This window comes from Liquorilactobacillus sicerae, assembly GCF_029916425.1.
In the GTDB taxonomy this organism is placed as follows: Bacteria; Bacillota; Bacilli; order Lactobacillales; family Lactobacillaceae; genus Liquorilactobacillus; species Liquorilactobacillus sicerae.
The window spans coordinates 1-26,312 of the sequence record NZ_JAHAVQ010000013.1 but is presented as its reverse complement, the minus strand read 5'-3'; the positions used below and the strand labels follow the sequence as shown (position 1 = coordinate 26,312).

The 26,312-nt window shown below is 34.3% G+C and carries 27 protein-coding genes; all 27 read right to left on the bottom strand.

The window, feature by feature from the left end; translation table 11 throughout:
* Positions 1-155: 155 nt before the first annotated feature.
* Positions 156-983: a MetQ/NlpA family ABC transporter substrate-binding protein gene (locus tag KH893_RS08810; protein WP_281165788.1), complete on the bottom strand. Its 828-nt coding sequence runs from the start codon at positions 981-983 to the stop codon at positions 156-158.
* A complete protein-coding gene (locus tag KH893_RS08805; protein ID WP_281165787.1) occupies positions 980-2,158 on the bottom strand; it encodes an amidohydrolase in 1,179 nt (392 codons plus the stop codon). Before KH893_RS08805 ends, KH893_RS08810 begins: the two co-directional genes overlap by 4 nt.
* Positions 2,159-2,218: 60 nt before the next feature.
* A complete protein-coding gene (locus tag KH893_RS08800) occupies positions 2,219-3,148 on the bottom strand; it encodes a glutathione S-transferase C-terminal domain-containing protein (protein WP_281165786.1) in 930 nt (309 codons plus the stop codon).
* A gap of 30 nt (positions 3,149-3,178) precedes the next feature.
* Positions 3,179-3,598, bottom strand: coding sequence for a GNAT family N-acetyltransferase (locus KH893_RS08795; protein ID WP_281165785.1), 420 nt, complete (start codon positions 3,596-3,598; stop codon positions 3,179-3,181).
* 13 nt (positions 3,599-3,611) lie between these two features.
* Positions 3,612-4,613 (bottom strand): NAD(P)-dependent oxidoreductase, encoded by a 1,002-nt coding sequence (locus tag KH893_RS08790; protein ID WP_281165784.1) that lies wholly within the window; start codon positions 4,611-4,613, stop codon positions 3,612-3,614.
* Positions 4,614-4,630: 17 nt separating this feature from the next.
* On the bottom strand, positions 4,631-5,779 hold the full coding sequence (locus tag KH893_RS08785; protein ID WP_281165783.1) for an amidohydrolase: 1,149 nt from the start codon (positions 5,777-5,779) through the stop codon (positions 4,631-4,633).
* A gap of 23 nt (positions 5,780-5,802) precedes the next feature.
* Positions 5,803-7,083: an O-acetylhomoserine aminocarboxypropyltransferase/cysteine synthase family protein gene (locus KH893_RS08780; protein WP_281165782.1), complete on the bottom strand. Its 1,281-nt coding sequence runs from the start codon at positions 7,081-7,083 to the stop codon at positions 5,803-5,805.
* A 163-nt stretch (positions 7,084-7,246) separates the two neighbouring features.
* Positions 7,247-8,602: an adenylosuccinate lyase gene (gene purB, locus KH893_RS08775; protein ID WP_281165781.1), complete on the bottom strand. Its 1,356-nt coding sequence runs from the start codon at positions 8,600-8,602 to the stop codon at positions 7,247-7,249.
* Between the two features lie 21 nt (positions 8,603-8,623).
* Positions 8,624-9,379, bottom strand: a complete 756-nt coding sequence (locus KH893_RS08770) for an amino acid ABC transporter ATP-binding protein (protein ID WP_281165780.1) — start codon at positions 9,377-9,379, stop codon at positions 8,624-8,626.
* Positions 9,345-10,055, bottom strand: coding sequence for an amino acid ABC transporter permease (locus KH893_RS08765; protein WP_281165779.1), 711 nt, complete (start codon positions 10,053-10,055; stop codon positions 9,345-9,347). The genes KH893_RS08770 and KH893_RS08765 overlap by 35 nt, the downstream gene beginning before the upstream one ends.
* The gene (locus KH893_RS08760; protein WP_281165778.1) at positions 10,045-10,617 is read right to left on the bottom strand and encodes a GNAT family N-acetyltransferase; all 573 of its coding nucleotides are present in this window, start codon (positions 10,615-10,617) and stop codon (positions 10,045-10,047) included. The genes KH893_RS08765 and KH893_RS08760 overlap by 11 nt, the downstream gene beginning before the upstream one ends.
* 48 nt (positions 10,618-10,665) lie before the next feature.
* Complete coding sequence (locus KH893_RS08755; RefSeq protein ID WP_281165777.1) at positions 10,666-11,574, bottom strand: DUF1684 domain-containing protein; 909 nt, start codon at positions 11,572-11,574, stop codon at positions 10,666-10,668.
* A gap of 22 nt (positions 11,575-11,596) precedes the next feature.
* Entirely contained in the window at positions 11,597-12,397 is an 801-nt protein-coding gene (locus tag KH893_RS08750) for a transporter substrate-binding domain-containing protein (protein ID WP_281165776.1), read from the bottom strand.
* Entirely contained in the window at positions 12,394-13,731 is a 1,338-nt protein-coding gene (locus tag KH893_RS08745; protein ID WP_281165775.1) for an MmgE/PrpD family protein, read from the bottom strand. Before KH893_RS08745 ends, KH893_RS08750 begins: the two co-directional genes overlap by 4 nt.
* 970 nt (positions 13,732-14,701) lie before the next feature.
* Positions 14,702-15,661, bottom strand: a complete 960-nt coding sequence (locus tag KH893_RS08740) for an IS30 family transposase (RefSeq protein WP_281165774.1) — start codon at positions 15,659-15,661, stop codon at positions 14,702-14,704.
* A 144-nt stretch (positions 15,662-15,805) separates the two neighbouring features.
* The gene (locus KH893_RS08735) at positions 15,806-16,777 is read right to left on the bottom strand and encodes a DUF1684 domain-containing protein (protein WP_281165773.1); all 972 of its coding nucleotides are present in this window, start codon (positions 16,775-16,777) and stop codon (positions 15,806-15,808) included.
* A gap of 69 nt (positions 16,778-16,846) precedes the next feature.
* Positions 16,847-17,395, bottom strand: coding sequence for a GNAT family N-acetyltransferase (locus KH893_RS08730; protein WP_281165772.1), 549 nt, complete (start codon positions 17,393-17,395; stop codon positions 16,847-16,849).
* 50 nt (positions 17,396-17,445) lie between these two features.
* Complete coding sequence (locus KH893_RS08725) at positions 17,446-18,624, bottom strand: M24 family metallopeptidase (RefSeq protein WP_281165771.1); 1,179 nt, start codon at positions 18,622-18,624, stop codon at positions 17,446-17,448.
* A 57-nt stretch (positions 18,625-18,681) separates the two neighbouring features.
* On the bottom strand, positions 18,682-19,407 hold the full coding sequence (locus KH893_RS08720) for an ABC transporter ATP-binding protein (RefSeq protein ID WP_281165770.1): 726 nt from the start codon (positions 19,405-19,407) through the stop codon (positions 18,682-18,684).
* Positions 19,408-19,833: 426 nt separating this feature from the next.
* Positions 19,834-20,133: an NAD(P)-binding domain-containing protein gene (locus tag KH893_RS13200; protein WP_427860194.1), complete on the bottom strand. Its 300-nt coding sequence runs from the start codon at positions 20,131-20,133 to the stop codon at positions 19,834-19,836.
* Positions 20,134-20,267: 134 nt separating this feature from the next.
* Complete coding sequence (locus tag KH893_RS08715; protein WP_281165769.1) at positions 20,268-20,441, bottom strand: SDR family oxidoreductase; 174 nt, start codon at positions 20,439-20,441, stop codon at positions 20,268-20,270.
* A 55-nt stretch (positions 20,442-20,496) separates the two neighbouring features.
* Positions 20,497-20,898: a hypothetical protein gene (locus KH893_RS08710; protein WP_281165768.1), complete on the bottom strand. Its 402-nt coding sequence runs from the start codon at positions 20,896-20,898 to the stop codon at positions 20,497-20,499.
* A 381-nt stretch (positions 20,899-21,279) separates the two neighbouring features.
* On the bottom strand, positions 21,280-22,062 hold the full coding sequence (locus tag KH893_RS08705; RefSeq protein ID WP_281165767.1) for an ABC transporter permease subunit: 783 nt from the start codon (positions 22,060-22,062) through the stop codon (positions 21,280-21,282).
* Positions 22,063-22,072: 10 nt separating this feature from the next.
* On the bottom strand, positions 22,073-23,077 hold the full coding sequence (locus KH893_RS08700) for an aliphatic sulfonate ABC transporter substrate-binding protein (protein WP_281165766.1): 1,005 nt from the start codon (positions 23,075-23,077) through the stop codon (positions 22,073-22,075).
* A 514-nt stretch (positions 23,078-23,591) separates the two neighbouring features.
* Positions 23,592-24,722 carry a 5-methyltetrahydropteroyltriglutamate--homocysteine S-methyltransferase gene (locus KH893_RS08695; protein WP_281165765.1) on the bottom strand — a complete coding sequence of 377 codons (1,131 nt, stop codon included), beginning with the start codon at positions 24,720-24,722 and terminating at the stop codon, positions 23,592-23,594.
* 375 nt (positions 24,723-25,097) lie between these two features.
* Positions 25,098-26,024 (bottom strand): glutathione S-transferase C-terminal domain-containing protein, encoded by a 927-nt coding sequence (locus KH893_RS08690; protein WP_281165764.1) that lies wholly within the window; start codon positions 26,022-26,024, stop codon positions 25,098-25,100.
* 168 nt (positions 26,025-26,192) lie between these two features.
* The coding region (locus KH893_RS08685) for a zinc ribbon domain-containing protein (protein ID WP_281165828.1) at positions 26,193-26,312 on the bottom strand (120 nt) is incomplete at its 5' end.

The window sequence follows — 26,312 nt, the reverse complement described above, 5'->3', positions numbered from 1 at the left end:
TGAATCACAGGTGCATAAGAATGGTCATATTTAAAAAAATTTAACAGCTTTAAGTCGATTCTCTTTAGAGAACATTCAAATTCCTCCAAATTTGGTCCAGAATTTTGTCCGCACCTCCTTTTCCTACATTTTATAACCGCCCACTACACTTCTTATCACTTTGGCATTACCCAGTAGTTACTTTTATTATGCTTTTTCACATAACTTTTGAATTGTTTTGAATGATAGGCTTTGATTACATCTTTTGCCCATTTCTTGTTTGAGTTCTTTTTATTAGTTACCGCTACTAACAAATAGTCATGAACAACATTTTCAGCCAGCAACATTTTCTTGGATGAAATTTTTGCACTGTAAGCAATTGAACCAGGTAAAACGATATAATCAAAATCCGATTTTGCTCGTGGAATAGTTGATGAATCCATTTCTGTGATTTTTAAATTATACTTGTTTGTGGCAATGTCTTTACTAGTGGCCTTAATCGGATTAACGCCTTTTTTCAAAGTTATCCAGCCAGCTTTAACTAGAAGCCGATAAGCCCGCGCAGTATTTGAAGGATCATTTGGAATTGCTATTTTATCACCATTTTCAACATCCTTGAGTGATTTTTTATTTGCTGGGTAAATTCCAGTAGGTACAGTCGGAATAGTTGTCAAAGCAACCAATTTTCCATTCTTCTCGGAGTTGAAATTTTTCATATAAGCCGTATGCTGGTCAACATTTAAGTCAATATCTCCTTCATTCAAAGCAATATCGGCATTCAATAAATCACTAAAAGATTTACTTTTAACTTTGTAACCTTCTTTTTCCAAAATTGGCTTTATCCCCTTTAAAAAAAGATCACTATACGGACCAGGAGAAGTTCCCACCAAAATTTCTTTTTTATTATTTGAACTGGAGTGCTTTCCAAATGAAAAAATTGCTAAAACAATAATTGCAATTGCAGCAATTAAAATAATTAGATTTCGTAACGTCTTCTTTTTCACCCTTCGTTCACCCTCTTTCTTTTATTTAATTCATTCAAAATCCGAATAGTATTATGTGTAAAGAATTTAACCCCGGTAGCAATTAGCCGATCATCAGCTTTAAATTTAGGATTGTGAGCACTAACATTATAGCCATTACCAATATTTGCATAGACACCTGGAATATGTTCCTGAAAGCAAGCAAAGTCATCACTGCCCAATTTAGGAACCTGTTCATAAATTGACGCAAATTTGCGTGACTCATTTTTGACAATTTCTGTCAGCCAGGAATCATTATCAACTGAAGGATCGCCATCATACCAATCAATATCCGCTTGCGTATCACTAGCTTCAGCAGTCAGTTTAACTAACTTCAGAAAATTGGTTTTGATCTGTTTCCGAGCTTCTTTGTCTGCAGTCCGAACCGTTCCTTCAAAAAACGCGGTTTGCGGCAAAACATTCCAAGTATTGCCAGCGTTAACATGGGTCACACTCAAAACAGCTGGTTTAAACGGATCAATTCGCCGACTAATGATCGTTTGTAATAAATTCAGTTCTGCTCCCAAAGCCACAATCACATCCTTGCCATTTTGTGGAGCTGACGCATGAGTCCCGACACCTTTTAAGGTAACTTTAAATTTATCAATTGCTCCGCTGACAATCCCGGTATGAAGACCGATCGCATCAATTGGATGTCCTGGTGTATTGTGAAAACCGATAATTGCCCTCACTCCGTCAATTTTACCGTCTTCAATGACATGCAAAGCACCTTCTTGATCTTCCTCCGCCGGTTGAAAAAGTAAACGGACCTTCCCTGGCAAATCGGCTTCTTGCTGCTTTAACAAAAAAGCGGCACCTAAAAGGGAAGCTATATGTGTGTCATGACCGCAAGCATGCATAACTCCCGGGTTTTTGGATGAAAAGGGGACGCCGGATTCTTCTTGAATTGGCAACGCATCAATATCAGCTCGTAATGCTAGCGTATTTTTTGCCGTTTGGGGACCAATCTCAGCAAAAACTCCGGTCTTTAATTTAGTTGGTAAAATTTTTATTTTCCAAGACTGCAAGATGTCTTTAATTTTTTGAGTCGTATTATTTTCCTGAAATGCAAGTTCTGGATTTTCATGAAAATAATGTCGGTATTTAATTAGTTCATTAATCAGTTCGTTTTCTAATTTTGAAAAGACAAAACTCATTTAAAATCCCCCCTCCTTTGAAATAGTTCACTTTAACGTTTACTTCCTATTTCAAGAAAGTCATTTATCCCATTTTTCTTCATTTAGCAGTGGGAGAATCCGACCTAAAGAAGTTACTTCCTGATCATCTACTTGATAAAAATGTAACTTGATATCATTAAAATCGGTATTCTTTTTGAAAGCCGGAAGGTGATACAAACGTTTGGCATATGCCCACAAAGCTGGATAATCCGTCAACTGGCGATAACTTAATTTATTCAAATAATAATAGACCAGATCAAAGCGAACGAGTGTCACAAACAACCGAATATCTAACTGAGTTAAATGATTGCCCCACAGATATTTTTGCTGCTGCAATATTCCATCATATTTTGCCAAATGATCAAAAAAGATTTTAGCTAGCCTTTCATATTCAGTTTGTGATTTCACAGCTGTAATTTTGCCGGGCAGCTGATTAACATTTTCCAAAATATCTACTGCTTGAGCTCTGAACTTTTTTTGATCGTTTTGAGGATAAAAATCTTTTACTTTTTCATTGGCAAATTTTTGCCATTCAAGCGCCAACTCGTCCAGCAAAATATCCAGATCATTATTGACAACTTGACCAGTTGTTACATCGATCAAAGCCGGGACACTAGCACGGCTATTAAAACTTGCAACTGCTTTTTGGTAATTTTGGGAAAGTCGCTTAGTTTTTAAAACCGGATCTTGAATCTCATCTTGATCACCAAACCACCAGTCACTTGTTATGCCATTACGCCGTAAAGGATAAACGACGCCCTTAGAAATTACCTGATCCAAACCTAGATAATCAATTTCAATTGCTACTTGCGTTGCCCACGGACAAAATTTGCCTAAGATCAAACGATAACGATTTGCTTCAACTGGCAGTTCACCAGTTGAAAAACGCTTATTAAATGCAATTGAACCTTTTTGATTCTTAGTCTGGATCCTTTTAGGATTAAATCCGCACGAAAAATTTTCAACCATTAGCTTCATCCTCCAACTTAATTAGTAAATTTATAGATCAAGGTCAAAATATTTAATATCCGGCCGCTCTTTAAATCCCAAACGTTTCCAGAAATTCTGCCCTTGAATATTATCAATAACCGTAAACAAACCAACTTTTTGAATATTTTGTTGTTTCAAGCCCTTTAAAACATTGGTGATTAAATGTGAACCGATTTGTTGATGACGATATTTCTCAGCAACTGCAACATGATAAAAATATCCTTTGCGGCCATCAGTGGCACCTAAAATCGTGCCAACAATGTTGTTTTGATCTTCAGCTACAAAGCACAAAGTAGGGTTATGATCGATCACCTGTTCGATCCCTGCTCGACTATTATCCAATGAATGCAAATGCATCCCCGGCGTTTTTTCCCATAAAGCGTATGCTTGATCATAGTCATCGATTGTCATTTTCCTGATTTGAACCATTTTTTATTCTCCTTTAAAAATTAATTTCATGTGGACTTTGTTTTCCTTTGATAATCAGTAAAGCATCATCTAATGCCTGTTTGACCATTCTTGCGACTGCAATATCGGTATAAAAACCGATATGCGGTGTTAAAATCACATTTGGTAATTTTTTTAATTCATTATAATGAGCAATCGGTGTTTGACCAGAAAATTTTAAATTGAAGATTTTCGTTTCGCCTTCAACAACATCCAGTGCGGCACCGGCAATTTGATGTCGTTTCAAGGCACTTATTAGATCTTGGGTATTAACGACCGGGCCACGTGAATCATTAATCAAAAAAGCAGTTGGCTTCATCTTCAAGAAAGCTCTCTTATCGATCAAATGAACATTTTTAGGGCTTAAATAAACATGGGAAGTCACAATATCAGCTTTTTCATAAATATCATTTTTAGTAACGTATTTTAAAATCTTGGCTTGTTCTAATTCCGGTTTTTCAATCAAATCATTACCAAGAACCTTGGCACCTAATGCATGAAAGATTTTAGCAACAGTACTGCCAATTCGGCCCACACCGATAATACCAATCGTATATTCAGATAGCTCGCGTGAACGTAAACCATCAACCACATAATCGTTATTATCGACCCGTTCTTTAAATTCTGGATAATGTCTGATCAGCTGCATCGCCTGCATTAATACCAATTCAGCAACTGCATGTGGTGAGTACGATGGAACATTGGTGATTTTGATATCATTAGCTTTAGCTGAAGCAAAATCAATTGTGTCAACACCTGCAGAGCGGCAGGATAGTTGATGAATCCCAAAATCTTTCAGTGTCCGATAAATTGATCCATTATCATCTAATCTGCTACGCTGTTTGAAAATAATGCCATCATAACCTTCAGCGTATTTGACAGTCTCCGTATGTAATTCAAATGGCAGGCTTTTAACTTCTATCTGATTTTCTTTGCTCCATTCATTAATAAACGGCTGTTCATCTTTGCGAACATGATAGGCAATAATTTTAGTCATCTACTCACCTTGATCAGTTATTTTAAATATTTTAAGAGACCTAATGTACCTTCAACAAAATACTGGATCCCGATTGGCAGCATCTCATCGAAGCCAACAAATTCTGGTTCATGCCAATCAGCTGCATCAGATTTCCCATTAGAACCGATAAAAGCAAAAACTCCTGGTATTTGTTTTTGATAAGTTGCAAAATCTTCTCCTGCCATTGAAAGAACTGGTTTTTGAACTTTGATTGAAAGATTATTAATCACAGCTTGAGTCAACTTCACATCATTGGCAATCGGCAAAGTTCTCTCATCCCAAATAACTTCAACTTTTTCTTCATAAGCAGCAGCAATTCTTTGAGCAAGCTCAATCAGATGCTTTTTAACAATGGCTGCATCTTTTAAATTAAATAAACGTACTGTTCCGCCCAAAGTAGCTTCACCAGGGATAACATTCCAAACTTTTCCGGCTGAAACATGAGTAACACTGACAACAACTGCATCTTGCGGGTCAATGTTACGGCTGACGATCGTTTGCAAACTAGAAATAATGGCTGCTAAAACAACGATTGGATCTTTACTTTTTTCGGGTTTTGCTCCATGCGAGCCTTGCCCTTTAATTTTAATATCAAATTTATAACAGCCAGCCATCATTGGACCAGGTTGGAGAGCAATTGTACCAACCGGCAGATTAGGATTATTATGAAAACCAATCAAAGCCTGGACACCGGACAAAACATCCTTCTGCAAAACCTGATCTGCGCCACCTCCCGCTTCTTCAGCCGGCTGAAAAAGAAAACGAAGCGTTCCATTGACCAAATCTTGATGATCTTGAAAGAAACGAATTGTTCCTAACAAACTTGACATATGCAAATCATGACCGCAAGCATGCATAATACCGGCGTTTTGTGATTTAAAAACTAACTTGGTGTTTTCGTAAACTGGAAGTGCATCAATATCTGCCCGCAAACCAACTACTGGACCCGGCTGAGTGCCCTTAATTTCGGCTAAAAGTCCAGTATCAAGCTTAGTGGGAATGATTTTAACACCCCAATTATTAAGAACTTCAGTTATTTTCTTGGTTGTATTGAATTCTTGATTTGAAAGCTCAGGATGTTGGTGAAAATAATGTCGCAGTTCAACGATCTCATCAATATGTTTGGCATACTCTTTTTCGTCCATAAGATTACTCCTCAAAAGCTTTTTTAATTGCTTGATCCAAGTGCTACTAAATCATCAGCATCTTCAAGGCCAATCGACAGGCGTAGCAAATTAAATGTAACATTTTCCTTTGTTAATTCATCTTTTGGTACTTCTCGATGTGTTACATCGCTTGGATTGACGATCAGTGAACGATTATCGCCAACATTTGGCAAGTAAGTAAAGACTTTGACACTATCTAGGAGTTTATTGACATTTTCTTGTGTTCCCTTGAGTTTGAATGAGAAAATCGTACCAATTCCGCGTGGAAAATACTTTTTGACTAGATCTTTTTGATCAGTATTTAAAAGACCTGAATGATAAACTTTTTCAACATGTGTATTTCTTTCAAGAAAATGAGCAAGCTTTAAGCTCGTTGCCACTTCCTTACTAATCCGTTCAGAGATAGTTTCTAATCCTAGAAGCTCTAAATAAGCATCAAATGGGCTTAAAACCGCACCAAATAATCTCAAATATTTAGTACGCAAGCGTTGAATGAAGGCCGCCTTGCCGCACACTGCTGCAAAACTGGTATCTTTTCTCCCAGGCTGTTTAAGTGTAATTTCAGGTTCAAGAAATTGCGGAAATTTGTCTTGCCCCCAATTGAAATGGCCGCCATCGACCACAATACCGGAAACTGCATTTCCATGGCCATTGATTCCTTTAGTTGAAGAATAAACAACGACATCGGCACCATGTTTAATCGGGTTGAACAAATAAGGCGTTGGAAAAGTATTATCAATAATCAAGGGAATATTATGTGAATGAGCCAATTTTGCCAACCCTTCAACATCAGCAATATTAGTGATCGGGTTGGATACACTTTCGGCATAAATTGCCTTTGTATCTGGCTTGATCAGCTTTTCAACTTGATCAAAATTGTTAATATTTTCAACAAAATCAGTATAGATACCAAACTTAGGGAAAAGTGTTCGGAATTCATCTAAAGTTGCGCCATAAATATCTAATGGAGCAATAATCCGCCCGCCGCCTTCAGCTGTATTCAAAACAGCATCAGTAATTGCAGCCATCCCAGAACCAACCGCAACGGCTCCAACACCACCATCTAATTCATTGATCCGTTTTTCAAAAACATCGACCGTTGGATTAGCAACCCGCGAATAAGTATATGAACCAGGTAATTCCCCTGCAAGAATTTTTTTTGTTCGAGCAGTACTATCCAAGTCAAAAGCTACATTTTGATAAATCGGAACTGTTGCCGAATAATTGTGATCTTCTGGTACGTAACCGGCATGAATTTTTTTGGTATCAAATTTATTGCTCATTTTCAAAACCTCTTTCTGATTTTTCATTCAAAATATTTAAACTTTTAATCAAAGTTGCTAACTAACACAATTTTATCAATCGCAAAGTAATTCTCACAAACTGGAACATCAACAAACCAAAAAAATATTAATTAAATTTAACATCTCATTTTCTTAATCAAATTCAACCTATTTCTTCTGCTTTGCTGACAACTTGATCAACTTTTTCTAAAATACTGCCTAAATCTTTTTGCGGATCTGTCCAGTTGATTAAATCTTCTTTGGTAAAATTATTTTTTACTTCTGCTTGTTGATATAAAACATCAATAAAATGTTCTTTTTTTTCAATCGTTTCCATTGCACATTGATAAACTAATTTATGAGCTGATTGCTTGCCAATAACTTTTCCTAAATTAAACATAATTTTTTCAGCAAAAGGCAAGCTGCGTTGTAACTCAATGTTGTGCAACATTTGTTTTTCATTGACTTGCATTCCCGCTAAAATGTAAGTCGCACTTTGTAATTGAGCATCTAAGTAATTGGTGATCTCGGGCAAAACGATCCATTCATTACGCCAATGAATTGCATCTCTTTCGCCATCAAATAATAGAGATTCCAGCATCAAACCCACATCTTTAAATGCTGGTTGCGATAAACTCGCTAGCCCCTCAATCAAAGCCGGATTCCTTTTTTGCGGCATAGTTGAGGATCCAATTTCACCTTCTTTAAAGGGCTCACGAACTTCATCCACTTCGGTTTTCATTAAGTTAAACAACTCGTGACCAATTTTTCCTAACAAACCGGAATAAATCCCTAAAACAGCGGCAAATTCAGAAAAACGATCTCGAGAAGATTGCCACGAAATATTAGGCACATCCAAACCCAACTCGCTTAAAACCTGGCGCTCAATTTCTGGACCCTTTTCTCCAAAGGCGGCATAAGTTCCCACAGCACCACTTAAATTGCCAACAAAAATCCCATTTTTTGCTAAATTGACTAAACGTTGATGATTTCGCAAAGCTTCATCAAGCCAAACTGCTAATTTAAAACCAAAAGTAATCGGAATAGCTTGAATACCGTGAGTCCTGCCAATCATGACGGTTGAACGATACTTTTTAGCCTGTTTCTTCAAGATAGCAATCAATTTTTTACTATCTTCAACTATAATTTGATAAGCCTCTTTGGTCTGCAACATAATGCCGGTATCAACAATATCCTGAGTCGTTGCACCAAAATGAACATATTCACCTGCTTGACTGCCAGCTAATTTTTGTAAGTGATTAATCAAGCCAATCAAAGAATGCCTTTTTTGAGCACTTTCTTTGGCAAGAGCTTCAATATCAAAGTTTTCAAGCTTAGATTGCTCGACAATTTTTTGTGCAGCATCTGCGGGGATCACTCCCAACTGTCCTTCAACTTTTGAAAGAGCTGCTTCAACTTGTAACTGTTTAGCTATTTTATTCTTGTCAGTCCAAGCTTCACGAATTTCAGTTGTGCCAAAATTATTCTGCATTAAAGTTGAATCTAAAACGTCTGCCATTATATCCTTCCTTTTTCTAAATTATAAAATTGCACTTCGCTTTAACGAATTAATAAATGAATCAATTCTGGTTGAAGAAGTATTTCCAGAAAGTAATTCTTTGGCAGGTCCTTTAGAAAGGATTTGCCCATCTTCAATAAATACTGCTTCATCAGCAATTTGTCTGGCAAATTCCATTTCATGTGTTACTAATGCCAGCGTGATATGTTCTTTTGCTAAACCAGCAATAGTTTGCAAAACACTCTCAACTAACTCTGGATCCAAAGCAGAGGTAGGCTCATCTAATAAAATAACTTTTGGTTTCACAGCTACTGCACGAGCAATTGAAACTCGTTGCTGCTGGCCACCAGATAAAGTTACTGGATATTGATTAACAACTCCCGCTAGACCTACACTTTTCAAAACTTCAATTGCTTTTTCTTCAGCTGCTTCTTTATTTGCCAGATGGTTATAAATCAAAGGATTAGCTACATTTTCCAGTACCGTTAAATTCTTAAACAGATTAAATTGCTGAAAAACCATTGCAGAATTTTTTCTAAGATCATGAACTACTTTTGCATTTATCCTGCCAGCTGTTGCAACGGTATTGCCGACCTTGATGGATCCTGTTGTCGGAAGCTGCAACAGATTTAAAGTACGTAAAAGAGTTGTCTTGCCTGAACCGCTTGGGCCCACAAAAGCAGTTACTGCACCCTTTTCGACATTTAAATTAATATTTTTTAAAATTTCTTTATTGCCAATTTTAACTGACAGATTTTTCACTTCTATTAAACTCATTCAAATTCCTCCGATACGGTTTGAGCAGTGATTTTTCTAATAAGCTTTGCAGCCAAGTATAAATAATGATTAAAATCCAGTACAAAATTCCAACTGCTAAATATGTTTCAAAGTAATTAAAAGATTCACCGGCAAGCATTTTACCTTCGCCAAACAGTTCCGTTAACCCAAGCGTGAATGCTAAAGATGTTTCTTTTAGCAAACTAACAAAAGTATTTCCAGTCGCTGGTAATGCGTTCAATGCAGCTTGTGGTAAAACGATATGCCAGAATAAAGTCAAGTTTGGAATATTCAGTGACTTACCAGCCTCTATTTGGCCCTCATCAACCGAATTGAACCCAGCTCGGAATATTTCAGCTAAATATGATGATTCCTTAAAACCTAATCCGACAATTGCAGCGATGATTGCTGGAACTCCACGAAGAGATGGAAAAAACTGCGGTAAACCATAATAAATTATAAATAGTTGAACTAGGGTCGGCATACCTCTAAATAACGAAATGTATAGTTGGGCAAATTTTCTTAAAATCCAAATATGTGATAATTGAAGAACTGTAATCAAAATGCCGATTATAATTGCTAATATCATCGCGAAAATTGCCATAATCAAAGTAACTGGTATATATGCTGGTAGTTGGGCAAAAACTTTTATAAAATATTGCCAATTAAAACTCATCATTGTCCTCCTTAAATACCTTAGCTTTTTGCAAAATGGTTCTTAATTTCTCATCTGAAATCTTTCGTAAGTCATCTTCATCGAATAACTTAATTAAATAAACCGTTTTATGATCCTGATACTTGCGAATTTCTTCAAAAGGAGTAAAGCCAAGAGAAATATAAAAATCCTTAAGCCAAGGATGCTCAACTGCTGTCCCAAGTGTGACGCCCGGTGCCATTAACTCTTCTTTTATGAATTTATTAATCACATCTAAGATGATTTTTCTAGCAAGTCCCTGATGCTTATGCTTCGAATCAGTTGCAACCCAGCCAATATGTGGCAAGCTGTATGGCCCTGGATTGATTGACCATGGCAACCTAACAGAAACGGTTGAAATTAACCTGTCTTCATTGCCTTTATAACCAAATGTTGGCGTCGAAACCAAATGCTTTTTAACAATACTCTCACCAATATCAGCAGCTTTAAAATGAATGCCCAAATCTTCATCTGCTTGGTATGCATCATGCAATAACTGCGTTAGCTGCCAAGAATCCTTAACTGTTAATTTTTCAAAATTCAACCTATGACCTCCAATCTTTTAAACAAAGTTTTAATGTATTGAGTTCCTTTATTTTTTAGGCTTTTTTTCTCCCACTGGAACGGCAAACGGCAAAGTATTTTCAACCGGTGCAAATGGACAAGTACAAAAATAACTAAAAGCACAAGGTAAATTTACAGCTGTATTAAAATCAATAAAATCTAATTTTTGAGGATCGGAAATATTGATTCGAATTCGTCTTCCTCCGCCATATGTTTCTTTTCCTGTTGTTTGATCTCTAAAATAAATAGTTCCTTTACTGCTTGTTTTTTGACGATTATTCAAATATTTTACTTTACCTGTCTTTGGATCAAGCTTTGTCCAACCAGAATCATCATTATGTGCTTGGAAAACAACAAATTGATACTCTTTGTTTTCATATTCGAAATATAATTTTCCAATTTGAGTTTCATTATGAGATAAGCCACCAACAGCCGCTTTAGTTTTTAAATCATACCAATTATCAAGAGAAACATAATGAGCTGGTAAAACCCAAACCTGATCAGGTTCAAAATGAGGCAATCCTTTGAAATCTTTCCTGAATCTTGATTGTGGATCGCGTTGACGGACAGCAAATTTTTTATCAGAACCAATTCTTTTTATTAACTGTGCTCTAACTCCTTGATATTCGAAATCTTCGACATTTACATCAGCAACCGCATCAACGAGCATTTTCTTAGGCAAAGTAACTTCTTGCCCCCGATTAAAAACTGTCTTCCCCTTTTCTGGAAAATAAGTGACCATGTTACCATTTTGTTCCCATTCTCCAGGAAAACCTTCAATCTTTAATTTTTTCTCATCACTAAGCCAATCAATGCTTTTTAAAGACAACCAATCATAAGGAGAGCTTATCTTCTTTTCTCTTTTTTGATGCCATTCTTCCCAATAATTTTTATACTCTTGTTTGGTAAAATTCTTTAATTCTTGATAGCTTGTCATTTATTATTTTCTCCTAACTAGACTATTTTTTTAAATTTGGTGTTATATCATATCCAAAATACTTGATTGATAATTTACGCACTGTCCCATTGTCAATTAACTTCTTAATTTCTTTACTAAATTCTTTTCTTAACTTCTTTCCTCTAGCATTTTTTAAAAAGGGCAAGGCTATATCAACCGTTGCAGCATTTCCTTTCAAAACTCTCCATTTATAATTTTTAGCCTTAATTAAAGCATTTAAGTTATTACGTGTATCGATTGCACCGTCAACGTGTCCAACCAAAAGTGACTGATAAATTTCATCTCTAGAGTCAAAAGTCTTAATCTTTATTTTAGAATCATAATTTTTTAAATTTTCTGTATTATTTGAAGCAACCGCACCAGAAACAGTTTTTCCCTCCATATCTTTGAGTGTCTTATAAGGAGTATTGCTTTTTACGGCAACCGCTGTTTTTTCTGTATTATAAACTTTACTGAAAATATATTTTTTTGACCTTTCTGGTGTAACAGCGATATCATTTGCCACTGTATCAACTTTGCCATTATCTAATTGGCCTAACAGCCCATCGAAGTCTCCAGTTACCCATTTTGTTTTATAACCCAAGGCTTTAGCAGCTTTATTAGCTAATTCAACATCGAAGCCGACGAGTTTGCCATTCTTTTTATATGAGGTTGGAAAACTTGTCCCGGTAGCAGCCAAAGTAACTGTTCCCTTATTCTGCTTACTGCCGCCGCTCGTTGAACTATTTAGTTGTTTAACTCCCAAAAATACAATCACAACAACAACCACTAAACTCACAACTGTAATCCAAAATTTTTTCATAATTGATTCCCCCTATTAACGGTTAAATTTATTTTTATTGCCTTTGCTTGTGGATTTAAGATAATGTTTTTTATAATTTCACTTCTTTGTCCAGTTTCTTTATTAAGCTGATAAATCAGCTCTTTTGTACTGACTTTATTTTTTGGTGAACCTTTAGGAAAAATAATTTCACTTGAAAGAGAAGATCCATTTTTCAGCAATACATCAATTTTAGTTGGTCTAGCTTCTTCAATTTCTTTTAGCAAATCATGTTTCCTGGTAAAAAGGACCTTTCTTTCATTAAAATCATCTGGAACATTTGCTAATTCGAAATAATCATCTTTGACATCACCAAAGGTCAGAACCTGCCAAACAATATATTCAGCAGAAAATTTGCCTTCTTTCCCGTTTTGCGGATTCTCAAATCTTAAAGCATGATCACCTTCAACTGGAAAATGAATTACTATTCGTTGACAATCCGGCAAGCGAACGCCCTTTCGATAGAGTTCTTTAGCAGCATCAAGACTTGACATTGCTGCCGAACAAAATGGATGTGCCTTAAACCAAAGACCAGGCTCAATAATTTCAGCTGGATTTAGCCATCCTTGAACTATATCAGGTGCACTGATCATTCTTCCTTGCACAACTTCAAACCAGCCACGATTGCTGCCAAAGGGATCCTGATTAGCCGTTAAACCACTTTTAACAAATAAATAAGCAGTTATTGCATTCCGAGCTGCAATTCCAGCATTAAAAGGTTTACCATCACTGCCAGCTTCAATTTCAAGCCCGCTTGCTTGAGTTGCAGCAAACGAAAGAAGATTTATCAACTGTTGCTTGTCAAATTTTTTATAGACACCAATTGCAGCAGCTGCTGCAATTGTCCCAATCAGACCTGTTGTGTGCCAACCATGCCAGGCTAATTGAGGATTTAAAATCTTGCCAAATTTCCCGGCTAATTCAACACCTTGGACATACGCCCAAAGCAAGCTTTCCACGCTGTCTTCTTCAGCTGTAACTGCAAATAAAGTCGAAAAAATTGTTGCACCCGGATGACCTCTTAAATTCGCCTGCGTATCATCGAGATCCAAATAATGTGCTGCAAAACCATTTAAAATGGCTGATCTTTCCATCGGTAAACCACTTTTTGATGTTAAAGGAATAAACTTTTGATTGACGTTAAAAAACGAGAATAGCCTCTTTACTGCCGGTTGTTTAGTTCCTTTAAAAAGAACGGTTAAATAATTTGTCAAAGCTCTTTGGGCTTCATTCATTTCCTCATTATTTTTATTTTCTTCTGAACAAAGTTTTTCAACAATCTCATCTGTAATAGATTTTTCTTTGTCATTTTTCATTTGACTTAACCTTTCAGCTATAATATGCATTAATAATTTTTCTAAAAAATCGGTTATAACCATCTGCTTAAATTTTGTTTTTAGTTTTGAATTTCTAATTATCAAAATTCCTCTACATTGTTTGTCATTGCAGTAATTAAGAAAGCTATTAACCATTTTTGTGTTATCTTAAAAGTTTCAAAAGAATTTCCAATCTTAATAACTACTTCTCTTTTCAAGATTACGATCCCCCCATATATTTAATAAATTTATAAACAAAAAACGCCCCGCAGTCATTTCTGACTACGAGGCGTTTTTTTCGCGTTACCACTCGTTATTTGCTGATCAAATCACTTTAATCAGCCTTACCAGGTCATAAATAAAATTAATCATTTTTTATAACCTCGACGCTGTAACAGGCGTTCCTGTTTGATGCTTGCTTCCTCAAGCTCACATCAAATTTTCTTAAAAGACCATCTTCATTTGTTGCTCCATAACTATTCTCATCAAACTAGTCTCTCTGTAAATGGATTTAGCAAATTACTCATCTTTTTTAATTTAAATTATAATTAAAAATATTTGTTTGTTATTTTATAAGTTACTTGATAAAATTTTTATACAAAAAAATCCCTTATTCATCACTGCCGACAAATAAGGGACGTTAAACCGTGGTACCACCCTTTTTTACATCTTATAATCAAGATGCCTCAACGATACTTGTTGTCCAAATATCTGGAAAGTTAACGGTTCCTACCGAGCATCAAGCTTCCACCAAATGCCTCTGTTTCAAAGCTCATCTTCACTAATTTAGTTAATACCCACTTTCAACTTTTGAGGGTTCTCTGTACTTAACTTTGTCAGCTACTCTTCTTTTCAAAAGATTTAATTAATTAAAATCACATTAACAACTTAATATTTATTTTAATGTTTTTAAAACTTTTGTCAAGAGTGTTACACAGCTGAATTTTAAGTCTTGAAATGTCAAATTAAGTTAGAAATAACATAACTGTTTATCTGTGATGTTTTTCATGAATACCTCAATTGGTGTTTTATAATTTAATGATTTTCTTGGAATATGATTACGCCGGCTACTGACTTGTTGAACTAAAGCATTTGGTAAATTGCGAAAATCCATGCTTTTGTTGAGACCATCTCGTCTAATTAGTCCATTGTTATTTTCGTTTAAGCCACGCTGATTAGGAGCCCCAACTTCAGCAAAATAAGTACTAATATCATGTTTATTTGCGATTTCTTTCCAACCAGTGAATTCTTTACCATTATCAAAAGTAATTGACTTGAAAAGGTGTTTTGGCTGTTGGGACAGCCATTGACTAAGATGTTTATTAACGCATTCAGCTGATTTTTGTTGGATGTTTAAAATGATTTCAACTTTGGAGAGACGCTCAACTAAGGTCATAACTGCACCTTGATGTGCTTTGCCTTGGACGGTGTCTGCTTCTAAATGACCAAATTCATGTTGAAAATGAGGATAATCCTGATAGCGTTGATAAATGCTTCTGCCGAGTCGGCCAGCTTTACCACGCCGTTCAACGTAACCATTTGGATGCCTTTTACCTTTCATTGGCAACAATTTCACATTGAAAATACCTCTTTGAAAGAGTCGGTATAAGGTTCTCATACTACAACTGATCTGTATCTCAGCTCGACCAATAATCGTATCAGGGGTCCAACCTAATGCGAGTTTCTGCTTAATGTATTTGGTTTCATCTTCTGGTAATTCAATTGCTTTTCGACCACAATGAGTTTTATTAATTCGATGATTTTCTTGAAATTGACTAATTGAATTACCAGCATCTAGAAACCGGTAAACACGATAAACGGTTTCGCTGGAACGTTTAAGAGCTTTAGCGGCTTGATAGGCTTTAATATCTTGTTTCCAAAAATTATATATGAAGGTTAATTCACGTGTGGTAAGATGTTTATAGGTCATTTGTGGTTACCTCTCTTTTGATTATGGATATTCAAAAGTCTACCACAAATGGCTTTTTTATTTCTAACTTAATTTTACAAACGACGAGTAAAAGAAAAGATGAACCGTCTAAGCAGAAAATACACCGCATATTAATAAGTTAATTTAATAATTTTTTTCACCCGCTGAAATTGCAAAAGGTAAATCATTTTCGGTTGGAGCAAATGGACATGTGCAGTATTCACTGAAAAAGCAAGGAGGATTGGTTGAAAAATTAAAATCAATATGATCTACACTTTCAGGCTTTGAAACGTCAATATTAATACCTCGACCACCACCGTATGTTTCTTTACCAGTTGTTGCATCACGAAATGAAATAAATCCCAAACCATCAGATCCTTGTCTATTATCTAAGTAATTTAATCTACCAGTTTTAGGATCTTTTTTTGCCCATCCAGAATCATCATTGTGCCCTTGAAAAACAATGAATTTATATTTTTTTGATTTGTAGGTAAAAAATAAATTTCCAATAGCCGTTTCATTATGGATAAGATCTGATAAAACCGCTCCTGTTTTAACATTTTTCCATTCTTTTAAAGGAACATAATTAGCAGGCAAAACCCAATTTTTATTAGGTTTAAAATATTTTATACCTTTGAAATTCTTCAGATTGTCGGAATTAGGATCCCGTTGACGTACTGCAAATTTTCTATCACTACTACCGATCCTTTTAATTAACTGAGCTCTGACTTCTTCATAATAAAAATCTTCAACATTAACATCTGCCACTGTATCCACTATTATATCCTTAGGACTTCTAATAACTTTATTTCTATTTGTTACTTCTTTTCCCTTTTCAGGAATATAAGTAACCACATTATCACTTTGTCTCCATTGACCTGGAAAATTCTTGATCTTTACTGTTTCTCCATCTACTAGCCAATCAATACTTCTAAGTGACAACCATCCATAATCTGAATTTAATTTTTCTTTTCTTTTATTATGCCATGCTTGCCATCTTTTTTCGTACTCTTTATCAGATAAATTTTGAATATCTTCATATGAAAAGTTTGGTGGAAAAGGTACCCCTCCAAATTCATGGTCTATTTTATCAGGTTTCAGTGAATAATTACTCATTGATTTCTTCCTTTCACAATTTATTCATTTAAAAATAAGATTTAAACTTGCAGTTCTGTTTTAAAGTTTTTATTCTGATCTATATTTATACTTTTTTATTATATCAACCAAAGCAGGACTTAATAATGCTTTATTTAATATTTTTATCATATAAATAGATTCATGATCTTCAACAATTCTCATTCTTTTAATCGGTAAAAACCCTAACGAAGAATAATAATATTTTAACCATGGATGATTAATTGCAGTATCTAAAGTTACTGCAGGTGCCTTTAATTCACAACAAATATATTTTTTTATTACTTCATTCATAATTTTCTTCCCATACCCCAAGTTTTTATATTCTGGGTCAGTTGCAAACCAATTAATATGAGGTAAGAGAAATAAATTTTTCATATCTTTTATCCAAGGCAAATCAACTGATATCGTTGAAACTAATTTACCTTCTTTATTCCTATACGCAAATGTTGGCATCGCTTGTAAATGCTTTTCAACAATTTTTTTATCCACATAAGCAGTTTTAAAATGAACTCTATACTTTTCATTGGATTTATGCGCATCATGTAAGACATTTAACAAGTCTGTAGAATCACTAACTTCTAATTTTTCTAATTTCAAATTAAACATCTCAATCACAACTATATTTTTTATTACTTTGAAATACAGATTCAATTAATCAAAGATGGACTAGCATGCGTAAAAAATTCTGTACCATTTTCAGTAACTAAAAAAGTGTCTTCAATATTAAAGGTTTGCAGATTAGAACTATAAAACGGCGTTTCCAAGCACATAACCATACCAGGTTTAAAAACTCTTTTTTCTTTTGGAGATATAAAAGGTCCTTCTTCTCCATCTGTACTGCAACTTATAGAATGCCCATAATGGCCTCTTACATAATTATATTTTTTTAAATTTATTCGGTCATTTATTCCATTAAAAATATCACACATTCTAACCCCTGGTTTTATATTCTCTACACCATAGATAAATCCTTTCCAAAGTTCATCATAAACTTCCTTACTTTTATCATTAACATAATTTTCCACAACGTAGGTCCTTCCTAAATCAGATTTATATCCATCAATATTTGGACCACCATCTAATCTAACAAGGTCTCCTCTCTTTACTTTATAATCAATTGGATTCCAGTATGGTGTGAAGTAACTTCCAATTGTATGCGCATGTGAAACATTAGTAACCCACTTTGAACCAGTTCTGCAAAATAGATCAAATATTTTATATATTTCAATCATACTCATTCCTGGCACAATCTTCTTACTAGTCAAATTCATTGAGACTTCTGCTTTTTGTGCATTTCTTCTCAATATATCTATTTCCCACTTGCTTTTTACAACTCTGGCTTCAGTCAAAACTTTTGAACAGTCAATTAATTCATAAGATTCCAATTTTTCACGTATATAGTTTTCATAATAAAAAGTCATCCAGTCTTCTTGTATTCCCACTCTATGATAATTAGAATATTTATCTAATATAATTTCAGTGGTCAAATCAACAGCTGCATTTTTATTTGGTTGAGAATTTTTTTTCATATTTTTCTTTGCATAGTCTTCTATATAGATCCATACTGGATAAGAAAGTATTTTAATTTTTTTTGAGCAAATGCTTTCGGCGCTTAAACGCTCAAACTCACTACATATTAAATAAACATCTCCCGTTTTAGTTACAATTGAGAAAGCTCCTCCAACTTTTCCAGATGAATAAAGTATCCTAGATAAAAAACCAGTACTGTAGAAAACTGCATCAGCAGATGAAAATATACATACATCTAAATTTTCTTTATTCATTTGGCTTATAATTTTATAAATAAATTCAGATTGTTCTCTCATAAAATATAAACTCCTTTATTCTCAAAAATAAAAAAATTATTATATAGCACAAATAGATTAAATTGCATTTTTCATAATTAAATTCAATATTTTATTACTTTTATTTACAAATTCTTCACTTTCACGTTTCCTGGGTCTTGGTAAACAAATTCTTTCATCTAAAATTATTTTATTTTCTTGTACTAAAATAACTCTATCAGCTAAATAGACAGCTTCTGGTACATCATGGGTTACTAAGATTGCATTAAATTTTTCTTCTAACCAAATTTTTTGTATTAGATTCTGCATCTCCATTCTTGTAAAAGCGTCTAAAGCTCCCAACGGTTCATCTAGCAGTAATAATTTAGGCGAACTGGCTAATGCTCTTGCCAATGAGACTCGCTGCGCTTGCCCACCAGATATTTGCCAAGGATATGAACTCTTTTTTAAGAATAATCCAACACTTTTTAATGAATCTTTAGCTTTATTAAAAGAAGCCTTTGGCAATCCAAGTTTTACATTATCTAGTAAATTTTTCCACGGTAACAATCTTGGATTTTGAAACATGATTTTTACTTCTTTTGTAATTTTATTATGTTCAATATCATCATAAAAAACTTTACCACTTGTTGGAGTTTCAAGCCCTGAAATCATCCTCAAAAGTGTACTTTTCCCGCAACCACTTTTGCCAACTACCGCAATAAACTCACCATTATTAATTTTTAGATTAATATTCCTTAAAATATAATTTTTATTATATGATTTTGATATTTCTTTTAGCGTAATATCTATACCATTTACCAAAATAAATATTTCCCTCCACTAGAAAACTAATTATCTACTTAAATAACTAAAATAAGTTAACGTCTAATATACTACCAATTTATTTATATTTTTAATTATTTTTTGGCTTCTTTTTATTTCATTGTTTAATGCAGTTAAAAAGCTATCACCTGATCTTAAATCTTCAATTACTGTATCTGCAATTCTACCCTTCTTTGCCATATTAAAAACATATTCTTTTGTTTCACCCTCTAAAGAAAATACCGGTATAACTTTTCTTGACTATAAATATACTTCCAAAAACCAAGGATAGAAACTGCATATTCAACGTCTTTAGTATCTTTCTTATTAATGTAACTTAATAATATTACTGGTAAACGCACTCCTACTGTAAAAGCATCTAAATCTTTTTCTTCAAAAAAACCGTTTGGCCCGCTAATCATTATTCTAGTAACATTTTTTTAACACTTCAGTTGATAATCCAGCTATACAAGAAATAACTTGTACACTTTGGGATAAAGTAACTCCACGTAAATAAACTATATATTGAGAGTGTATAGTTATAAAAATTACATCTGACTTAACAAATATTTGCTTGTTACTTAAAACACAATCAGCTAATCCTTTTTTTAAAAGTTTGTTGTAAGTTTCTTGGTTGCCATGATAAGAAACGTAAATACTTTCTTTTAAAAATTCATGTTTAATTAAAGTTTGTTCAATAGCTTGTCCTATATACTCACATCCTATGATTCCTATTTTGGTTTTCTTTTATTTAATTGAATCAAAAAAGCACTTCCCCTAATAGTCTCTATAATTTTTTATAGTTTTTAAAGTATATAAATATTTACTTATAAAAACTATATAGATAATTCATTTTCAAACTATACATTAAATTCATTTCCAAGTTCTTGTCCTGGACGTAAAACAATATTAGTGATTTGCATGTCTTGCGGAGCATTTGCAACAAAATCAATAATTTTTGCAACTGTAGAAGGTTTAATTACTTCTTTCGAGTTATAGTTAAAACCTACATTTGTTGCTGAGGCCCTTAACATTTTTGTATCCACTTGTCACGGAAATATAGTTGTAACTCTGACTTTTTTGGATTTCTCAATACGTGACACATCCGCATAATCCCTCAATGCAAATTTGTATGCGTTTATTAATACGCCTGGAAGGCTTGGGAGAAACTTTTTCCCATTTGTAATCATGTATATGAAGATATCCTTGAACCCCGTCAGGAGTTGTATTTCCAAGCAGTGTAAATGAATATCTGCCATTACCAAATGTAACAACAACTTTACCAAGATATTCAAAATTTTCAAAAATATTATTCTCTACTGTTAGTGCAGCAATTTTATATCGTTCTTTTGGTATAAAAGTAGCAGGTAAAATACATTTATTTGATAAAGGAAAAGTGGGTATCTCTTTTATTTTCCTTTGAGATGCAAGCTTTGAGTTTCTAACTCGTAAAAAATATAATTTTCTCTCCAAACCATCTTGTCTAATCATAGTCTCAATTTCAAGTTCTTTATAAGTTAAAGGAACCGCAGAGCCATCAATACTATATTCATTAAATTCCCATAGTATAGCCGTTGGTTTTAAGGCAGGTTTCCCATTAATATTAATCGCATCTTGAATATCTTTATCAGGAAAATATATTACATTACCCTGTTTTAATAATCATGGACCCGGAATATTTTCTAGTTTTGTTTAAATGCCTTCTTTTAATAATCCTTGACTAACAAATGATAACCATCCGTGAGTCTTATTTAAATCTTTTATTCTTTCTCTATGCCACTTTATCCAGTTAGATATATAACCGCTCTTCAATCATGTAGATTGACCTCCAAATCAGTATCCATGTCTATTTTTTATTAAACATTTGTATACTTATTTATTTGCAAAATACCAGAACAAGTAATGGCTTTCCAACAATTTAGCTAATATATCAGATAATTTTCCCAAAAGAGCATAAATAATTATACTCAAAACAATAATATTTAATTGCATAAAGTCTCTTGCATTTGTCGCCATATAACCAATACCTGAATTTGCTGCAACGGTTTCTGCAACGATAAGTGTTATCCACATATTTCCTAAGGCATATCTAAACCCAATTAATATAGATGGCAAAGCTGCAGGAAAAATAATCTCTCTAAAAAGGCCAATTTTCTTCAATCCATATACTTCTCCCATTTCTTTTAATTCTGGATCTACGCCCTTTATGCCAGATAAAGTATTTATATAAATTGGGAATAATACACCTAAAGAAACTAAAAAGACTTTACCAGTTTCAGATACTCCAAACCAAATAACTACTAAAGGCAACAAAGATAAATGAGGAATTGTTCTAATCATTTGTATAACAGAATCCAAGAAAGCAAAACTCCACTTTGATAGGCCATTAACAATACCTAAAATAAAGCCTATTAATCCACCAATGATTAAACCACTAACTGCTCTTTCAAAGCTAATAAGAACATTTTCTTCTAGTTCCCCATTCCTCAACAGTTCTAAAGTAACTGAAACTACACTTGAAATTGTCGGAAAAACTTTATCAGATATAAAGCCGAAAGTAGTAGTAACATACCAAAAAATCAATAATATAACTGGAATGACAAATGGCGCTAATTCAAAAATTATTTTCTTATATTTAAATTTACTAATTTCCATGTCCACCTCTCTATTTTGTATAATTCCAATAATATTTTGAATCATACACATTAATCTTTTTAGGCACCAATTTCAAATTATAAAAGACATCAGCCTGTGCCTGAAGATCTGACAATAAATCCTTATTTACTGGAATTATCTTATTTGATCCACTTCTTTTTGCAGCTGTATACACATAATTAAAATTGGTATTGTAGGCTTTTGCTAATAATTTAGCAGCAGCTTTAGGATTATTTTTATACCACTCAGCTGATTTTCTTATCTCTGAAATAATCAATTTCACAGCAGCCTTATTGTGTTTTAAGAAGTTTGTACTTGCAAAGTAATAAGCAACCGATTTTCTGTCTGCATTTTTGCCAAATATAGTACCTCTATAAGCAATTACTTTTGTTGAAACACTTTTTTGTGCCTGAGCAAGTAAAGGATCCCATATTATCAATGCATCAAATTGTCCTCCCTTTTTATAAGCAGCTAATGCATCGGAAGGTGCCATATATTCAACTTTAATATCTTTATAACTTAGTCCAGCATTTTTAAGAGCTTCCACTAATTCATATTGTTGTACAGCCCCCTTTGTTACAGCAACTTTCTTACCCTTTAAATCTTTAACAGAATTAATACCTGAATTTTTTCTTACTATAATTGCAGATCCACGACCTGCAGATGTTTGTGCCGCAACTTTAACTATCGATTTATCTGATGCTTGACCAAAAACAAATGCTGTTGATCCACCTCCACCAAAATCAACTCCATTTGTATTTCCTGCTGAGTTAATCATATCTGTAGTAGAATCAAAATAGTGCCATGAAACTTTATATCCCTTCTTTGCCAAAGCTTTTGCTAAACTCCCCCGTTCCTTAGCAATTGTAAAAACTGGCATTCCTGATTGATAACCGATTGAAATGGTTTTTGTTTTTTTAGATTCATTTGATCCACTATTTTTAGAACCACAACTAGCCAGCAACAAAATTAATATAGACAAAAATGATAACATATATAATTTAATTTTCTTCATATTTTCATACCTCATTTGTTGATATTGAACTTTCTATATTTTTATTGTTCAAAGGTTACATTCGTCCAACATCACAACCAGTAGCTCGCCATAACGCCATCCACTGATTAACACTATGCTTTCGTAATCGACTCATTTTATTTTTCCTTTCTAATATAAAAAAACACCCCGCAGTTATTTCCTAACTACGAGGCGATATTTTTCGCGTTACCACTCGTTATTCAATAATCAAATTACTTCGATCATTCTTGCCAGGTCATAAATAAACTGATTATATTTATAACCTCGATGCTATAACAGGCATTCCTGTCTAATGCTGACTTGTTCAAGCTCACATCAGATTTTATTTTTAAAAGACCATCTTCATTTACTATTCCAGCAACTATTCTCATCAATCAAGTTTCTCTGTAAAAGGAATTATCAAACTACTCATCTTTTATCATTTTATATTTATTAAAAACTATAAATTATACTACAATAACTGATTACGAATGTCAACAACTAATTTTAATTTTTACTTCCAAATTTTTTTTGCGGTTTCGACAACTAAGCGGATCTTGGCCCACTGCTGTTCCTCTGTTAGCTTGTTGCCTTCCTCCGTTGAAGCAAAACCACATTGTGTACTCAAAGCTAAATGCTCCAACGGTAGATATTGACTGGCTTCTTTGACTCGGTTGATCAAAGTCTGCTGATCCTCTAACTCGGGTTTTTTACTGGTAACTAAGCCTAAAACAACATCTTTGCCAGCTGCCACTTTAGCCAAGGGAGCAAAATCGCCGGAACGATTATCATCAAATTCCAGATAAAAGGCCTGCACATTTTCTTTAGCAAATAGGTAATCAGCGACTGGGTCATAACCACCAGAAGCTGCCCAAGTTGAATGATAATTACCGCGACAAACATGAGTGCTAATTCGCAAATCTTTTGGCAGGTCATGCAAAGCTGAATTATTTACTGCTAAATATAGTTGTTCAAGTTTTTCACGATTATAAGCACCATTTGCCATTGTTTTCCAGAAATTATTATCAACGACCATTCCCCAAGTACAGTCATCAATTTTTACATCCCGACAACCTGTCGCATAAAGTGCTAAGATCAAAGAACGATACGCTTCTCCAATATCATTAATCAGATCTTCAGTGGAATCATAAACCCTTTGCAATGCTTGAATGTTTTCTTCGCCTCTAACCAATTCTGCATAAAACTGTGCTGGAGCTGGAATACTTTGACGGGCTGTAATTTCTGGATCATCTTTCGTTAGATCATAAAGAAATTTATAAGCCTGCAAATCTGGATGGTCAGGATTAAACGAAATTTTTCCGACGACTTGAGCTGAATCATTTCGAGTTTCTTCATCATGAAAAAGATAACCCTGCTTAGCATGTGTATGCTTTATCCCGTTAAAGCCCCAGAAAGTATCTAAGTGCCAATAACTGCGGCGAAACTCTCCATCGGTAACGATTTGCAAACCATTTTGTTTCTCTTTGGCTACTAAATCTTTGATCAACTTATCCTCAACTGCGTGCAACTGGTTTGCCGTAATTTTACCTGCTGCAAAGTCCGCTCGTGCCTGCTTTAATTCTGCTGGACGTAAAAAACTCCCGACGATATCGTAATGTAATTTGGTTGCTGTTGTATTGGTCATAACTCTAAACTCCCTTTTTAAAATTTAACTGCACAAAAAAAGCCCCCTGTTCGTCACTGCTGACAAACAAGGGGCGAGGAAACCGCGGTGCCACCCTTTTTCACATCAAAGAACGATGCCTCAACGATACTTGTGAATCACAAATATCTGGGAAGCTAACGGTTCCTGCCGGGCAACTGGCTTGCACCAGCTGCTTCTGTTTCAAAGCTCATCTTCACTACTTTAATTGATGCCCGTTTTCAGCTGACCCAGGCTCTCTTTACTCAATTATTATAGCTACTCTTCTTTTCAAAAGATTTCTCAAAATTAAGTTTTAATTAATAAGTTATTCGTATTCTAATCTTTCAGAAAAAATCTGTCAAGCCTTTTTTCAAATTAATTTAACCACTTCTGCTCATTCAGTAATGGAATCACCCGCTCAAAAGTCGTAATTGGCCGATCATCTTGCTGATAGAAGTGCTTTTTAATGTCTTCAAAATCTGTATAATTCTTAAAAGCCGGGATTTGGGCTAAGCGCTTTGTATAAGTCCAAAGCGCCGGATAATCTGTCAGTTGATGCAGATTTAGTTTATTTTGATAATAATAAACTAAATCAAATCTCAGTAAACTGACATACAAGCGAATATCTAATTGTGTTAACTTATCACCCCACAAATATTTCTGCCGTTGCAAAATCTGCTCGAATTTTGCTAAATGGTCAAAAAAGATGTGAACTAATTTTTCATACTCAACTTGAGATTTAACGCTTATAATTTTTTCTGGTAACCGGTTGATGTTTTCTAAGATATCAGTTGCAGCAGTTTTGAATTCACCAACCTGAGTTTGTGGGAAAAATTCGATCTGTTTCTCATTTGCATAACGTCCCCATTTTAAAGCAAATTCATCTAAAAGCGTATTTGTGACATTATTGACAACCTTTCCAGTTTTAACATCAACTAACGCCGGAACGCTGGAACGACCGTCAAAATCCGGCAGAGCTTTCTGATAATTTTGCGATAAACGAGTCGTCTTTAAGACTGGATCTTCAATTTCATCGCGCTCACCAAACCACCAATCAGTTTGGATTCCATTACGTCGTAAAGGATAAATAACGCCCTTTGAAATTGCTTGATCCAAACCCAAGTAATCAATTTCAATTGCCACTTGAGTTGCCCAAGGACAAAACCTTCCTAGAATCAGACGGTAACGACCAGCCTCAATTGGCAGCTCATTAGTTGAAAAACGTTTATCAATCGTGACGGTTGTTTGAGTCGCGGTTGCTGTTTGTTTTGGCTGAAGTTCACATGTTAAATTTTCTGTCATTGTTTTGCCTCCCATTTATATTCTGATTATAAAACTGGATCAGTGAACTACTCGTTACTAAAGTAACGAGCTTCTAGGAACACCACTGACTTGTTTAACACTCAAAGAGTGCTAAATAGAGGTTACGGCTATTTACTAAGGGCTGTTCCAGCCCAGCTAGGACTTAAGTTAAGCACTTAGAATATTTTTAGCTGCATTTATATCTCTATCATGGTGAATTCCACAGCTAGGACAAGTCCATTGTCGAACATTTAGAGTATGCTTGCCATCATCAAATCCACAGCTACT

Bases quoted from the DNA above. Each gene is read 5' to 3' on its own strand.
- KH893_RS08805 (WP_281165787.1), bottom strand. From the start codon at position 2,158: ATGAGTTTTGTCTTTTCAAAATTAGAAAACGAACTGATTAATGAACTA.
- KH893_RS08800 (WP_281165786.1), bottom strand. From the start codon at position 3,148: ATGGTTGAAAATTTTTCGTGCGGATTTAATCCTAAAAGGATCCAGACT.
- KH893_RS08795 (WP_281165785.1), bottom strand. From the start codon at position 3,598: ATGGTTCAAATCAGGAAAATGACAATCGATGACTATGATCAAGCATAC.
- KH893_RS08790 (WP_281165784.1), bottom strand. From the start codon at position 4,613: ATGACTAAAATTATTGCCTATCATGTTCGCAAAGATGAACAGCCGTTT.
- KH893_RS08785 (WP_281165783.1), bottom strand. From the start codon at position 5,779: ATGGACGAAAAAGAGTATGCCAAACATATTGATGAGATCGTTGAACTG.
- KH893_RS08780 (WP_281165782.1), bottom strand. From the start codon at position 7,083: ATGAGCAATAAATTTGATACCAAAAAAATTCATGCCGGTTACGTACCA.
- purB (WP_281165781.1), bottom strand. From the start codon at position 8,602: ATGGCAGACGTTTTAGATTCAACTTTAATGCAGAATAATTTTGGCACA.
- KH893_RS08770 (WP_281165780.1), bottom strand. From the start codon at position 9,379: ATGAGTTTAATAGAAGTGAAAAATCTGTCAGTTAAAATTGGCAATAAA.
- KH893_RS08765 (WP_281165779.1), bottom strand. From the start codon at position 10,055: ATGAGTTTTAATTGGCAATATTTTATAAAAGTTTTTGCCCAACTACCA.
- KH893_RS08755 (WP_281165777.1), bottom strand. From the start codon at position 11,574: ATGACAAGCTATCAAGAATTAAAGAATTTTACCAAACAAGAGTATAAA.
- KH893_RS08750 (WP_281165776.1), bottom strand. From the start codon at position 12,397: ATGAAAAAATTTTGGATTACAGTTGTGAGTTTAGTGGTTGTTGTTGTG.
- KH893_RS08745 (WP_281165775.1), bottom strand. From the start codon at position 13,731: ATGAAAAATGACAAAGAAAAATCTATTACAGATGAGATTGTTGAAAAA.
- KH893_RS08740 (WP_281165774.1), bottom strand. From the start codon at position 15,661: ATGACCTATAAACATCTTACCACACGTGAATTAACCTTCATATATAAT.
- KH893_RS08735 (WP_281165773.1), bottom strand. From the start codon at position 16,777: ATGAGTAATTATTCACTGAAACCTGATAAAATAGACCATGAATTTGGA.
- KH893_RS08725 (WP_281165771.1), bottom strand. From the start codon at position 18,624: ATGAGAGAACAATCTGAATTTATTTATAAAATTATAAGCCAAATGAAT.
- KH893_RS08715 (WP_281165769.1), bottom strand. From the start codon at position 20,441: ATGTTAAGGGCCTCAGCAACAAATGTAGGTTTTAACTATAACTCGAAA.
- KH893_RS08710 (WP_281165768.1), bottom strand. From the start codon at position 20,898: ATGATTAGACAAGATGGTTTGGAGAGAAAATTATATTTTTTACGAGTT.
- KH893_RS08705 (WP_281165767.1), bottom strand. From the start codon at position 22,062: ATGGAAATTAGTAAATTTAAATATAAGAAAATAATTTTTGAATTAGCG.
- KH893_RS08700 (WP_281165766.1), bottom strand. From the start codon at position 23,077: ATGAAGAAAATTAAATTATATATGTTATCATTTTTGTCTATATTAATT.
- KH893_RS08695 (WP_281165765.1), bottom strand. From the start codon at position 24,722: ATGACCAATACAACAGCAACCAAATTACATTACGATATCGTCGGGAGT.
- KH893_RS08690 (WP_281165764.1), bottom strand. From the start codon at position 26,024: ATGACAGAAAATTTAACATGTGAACTTCAGCCAAAACAAACAGCAACC.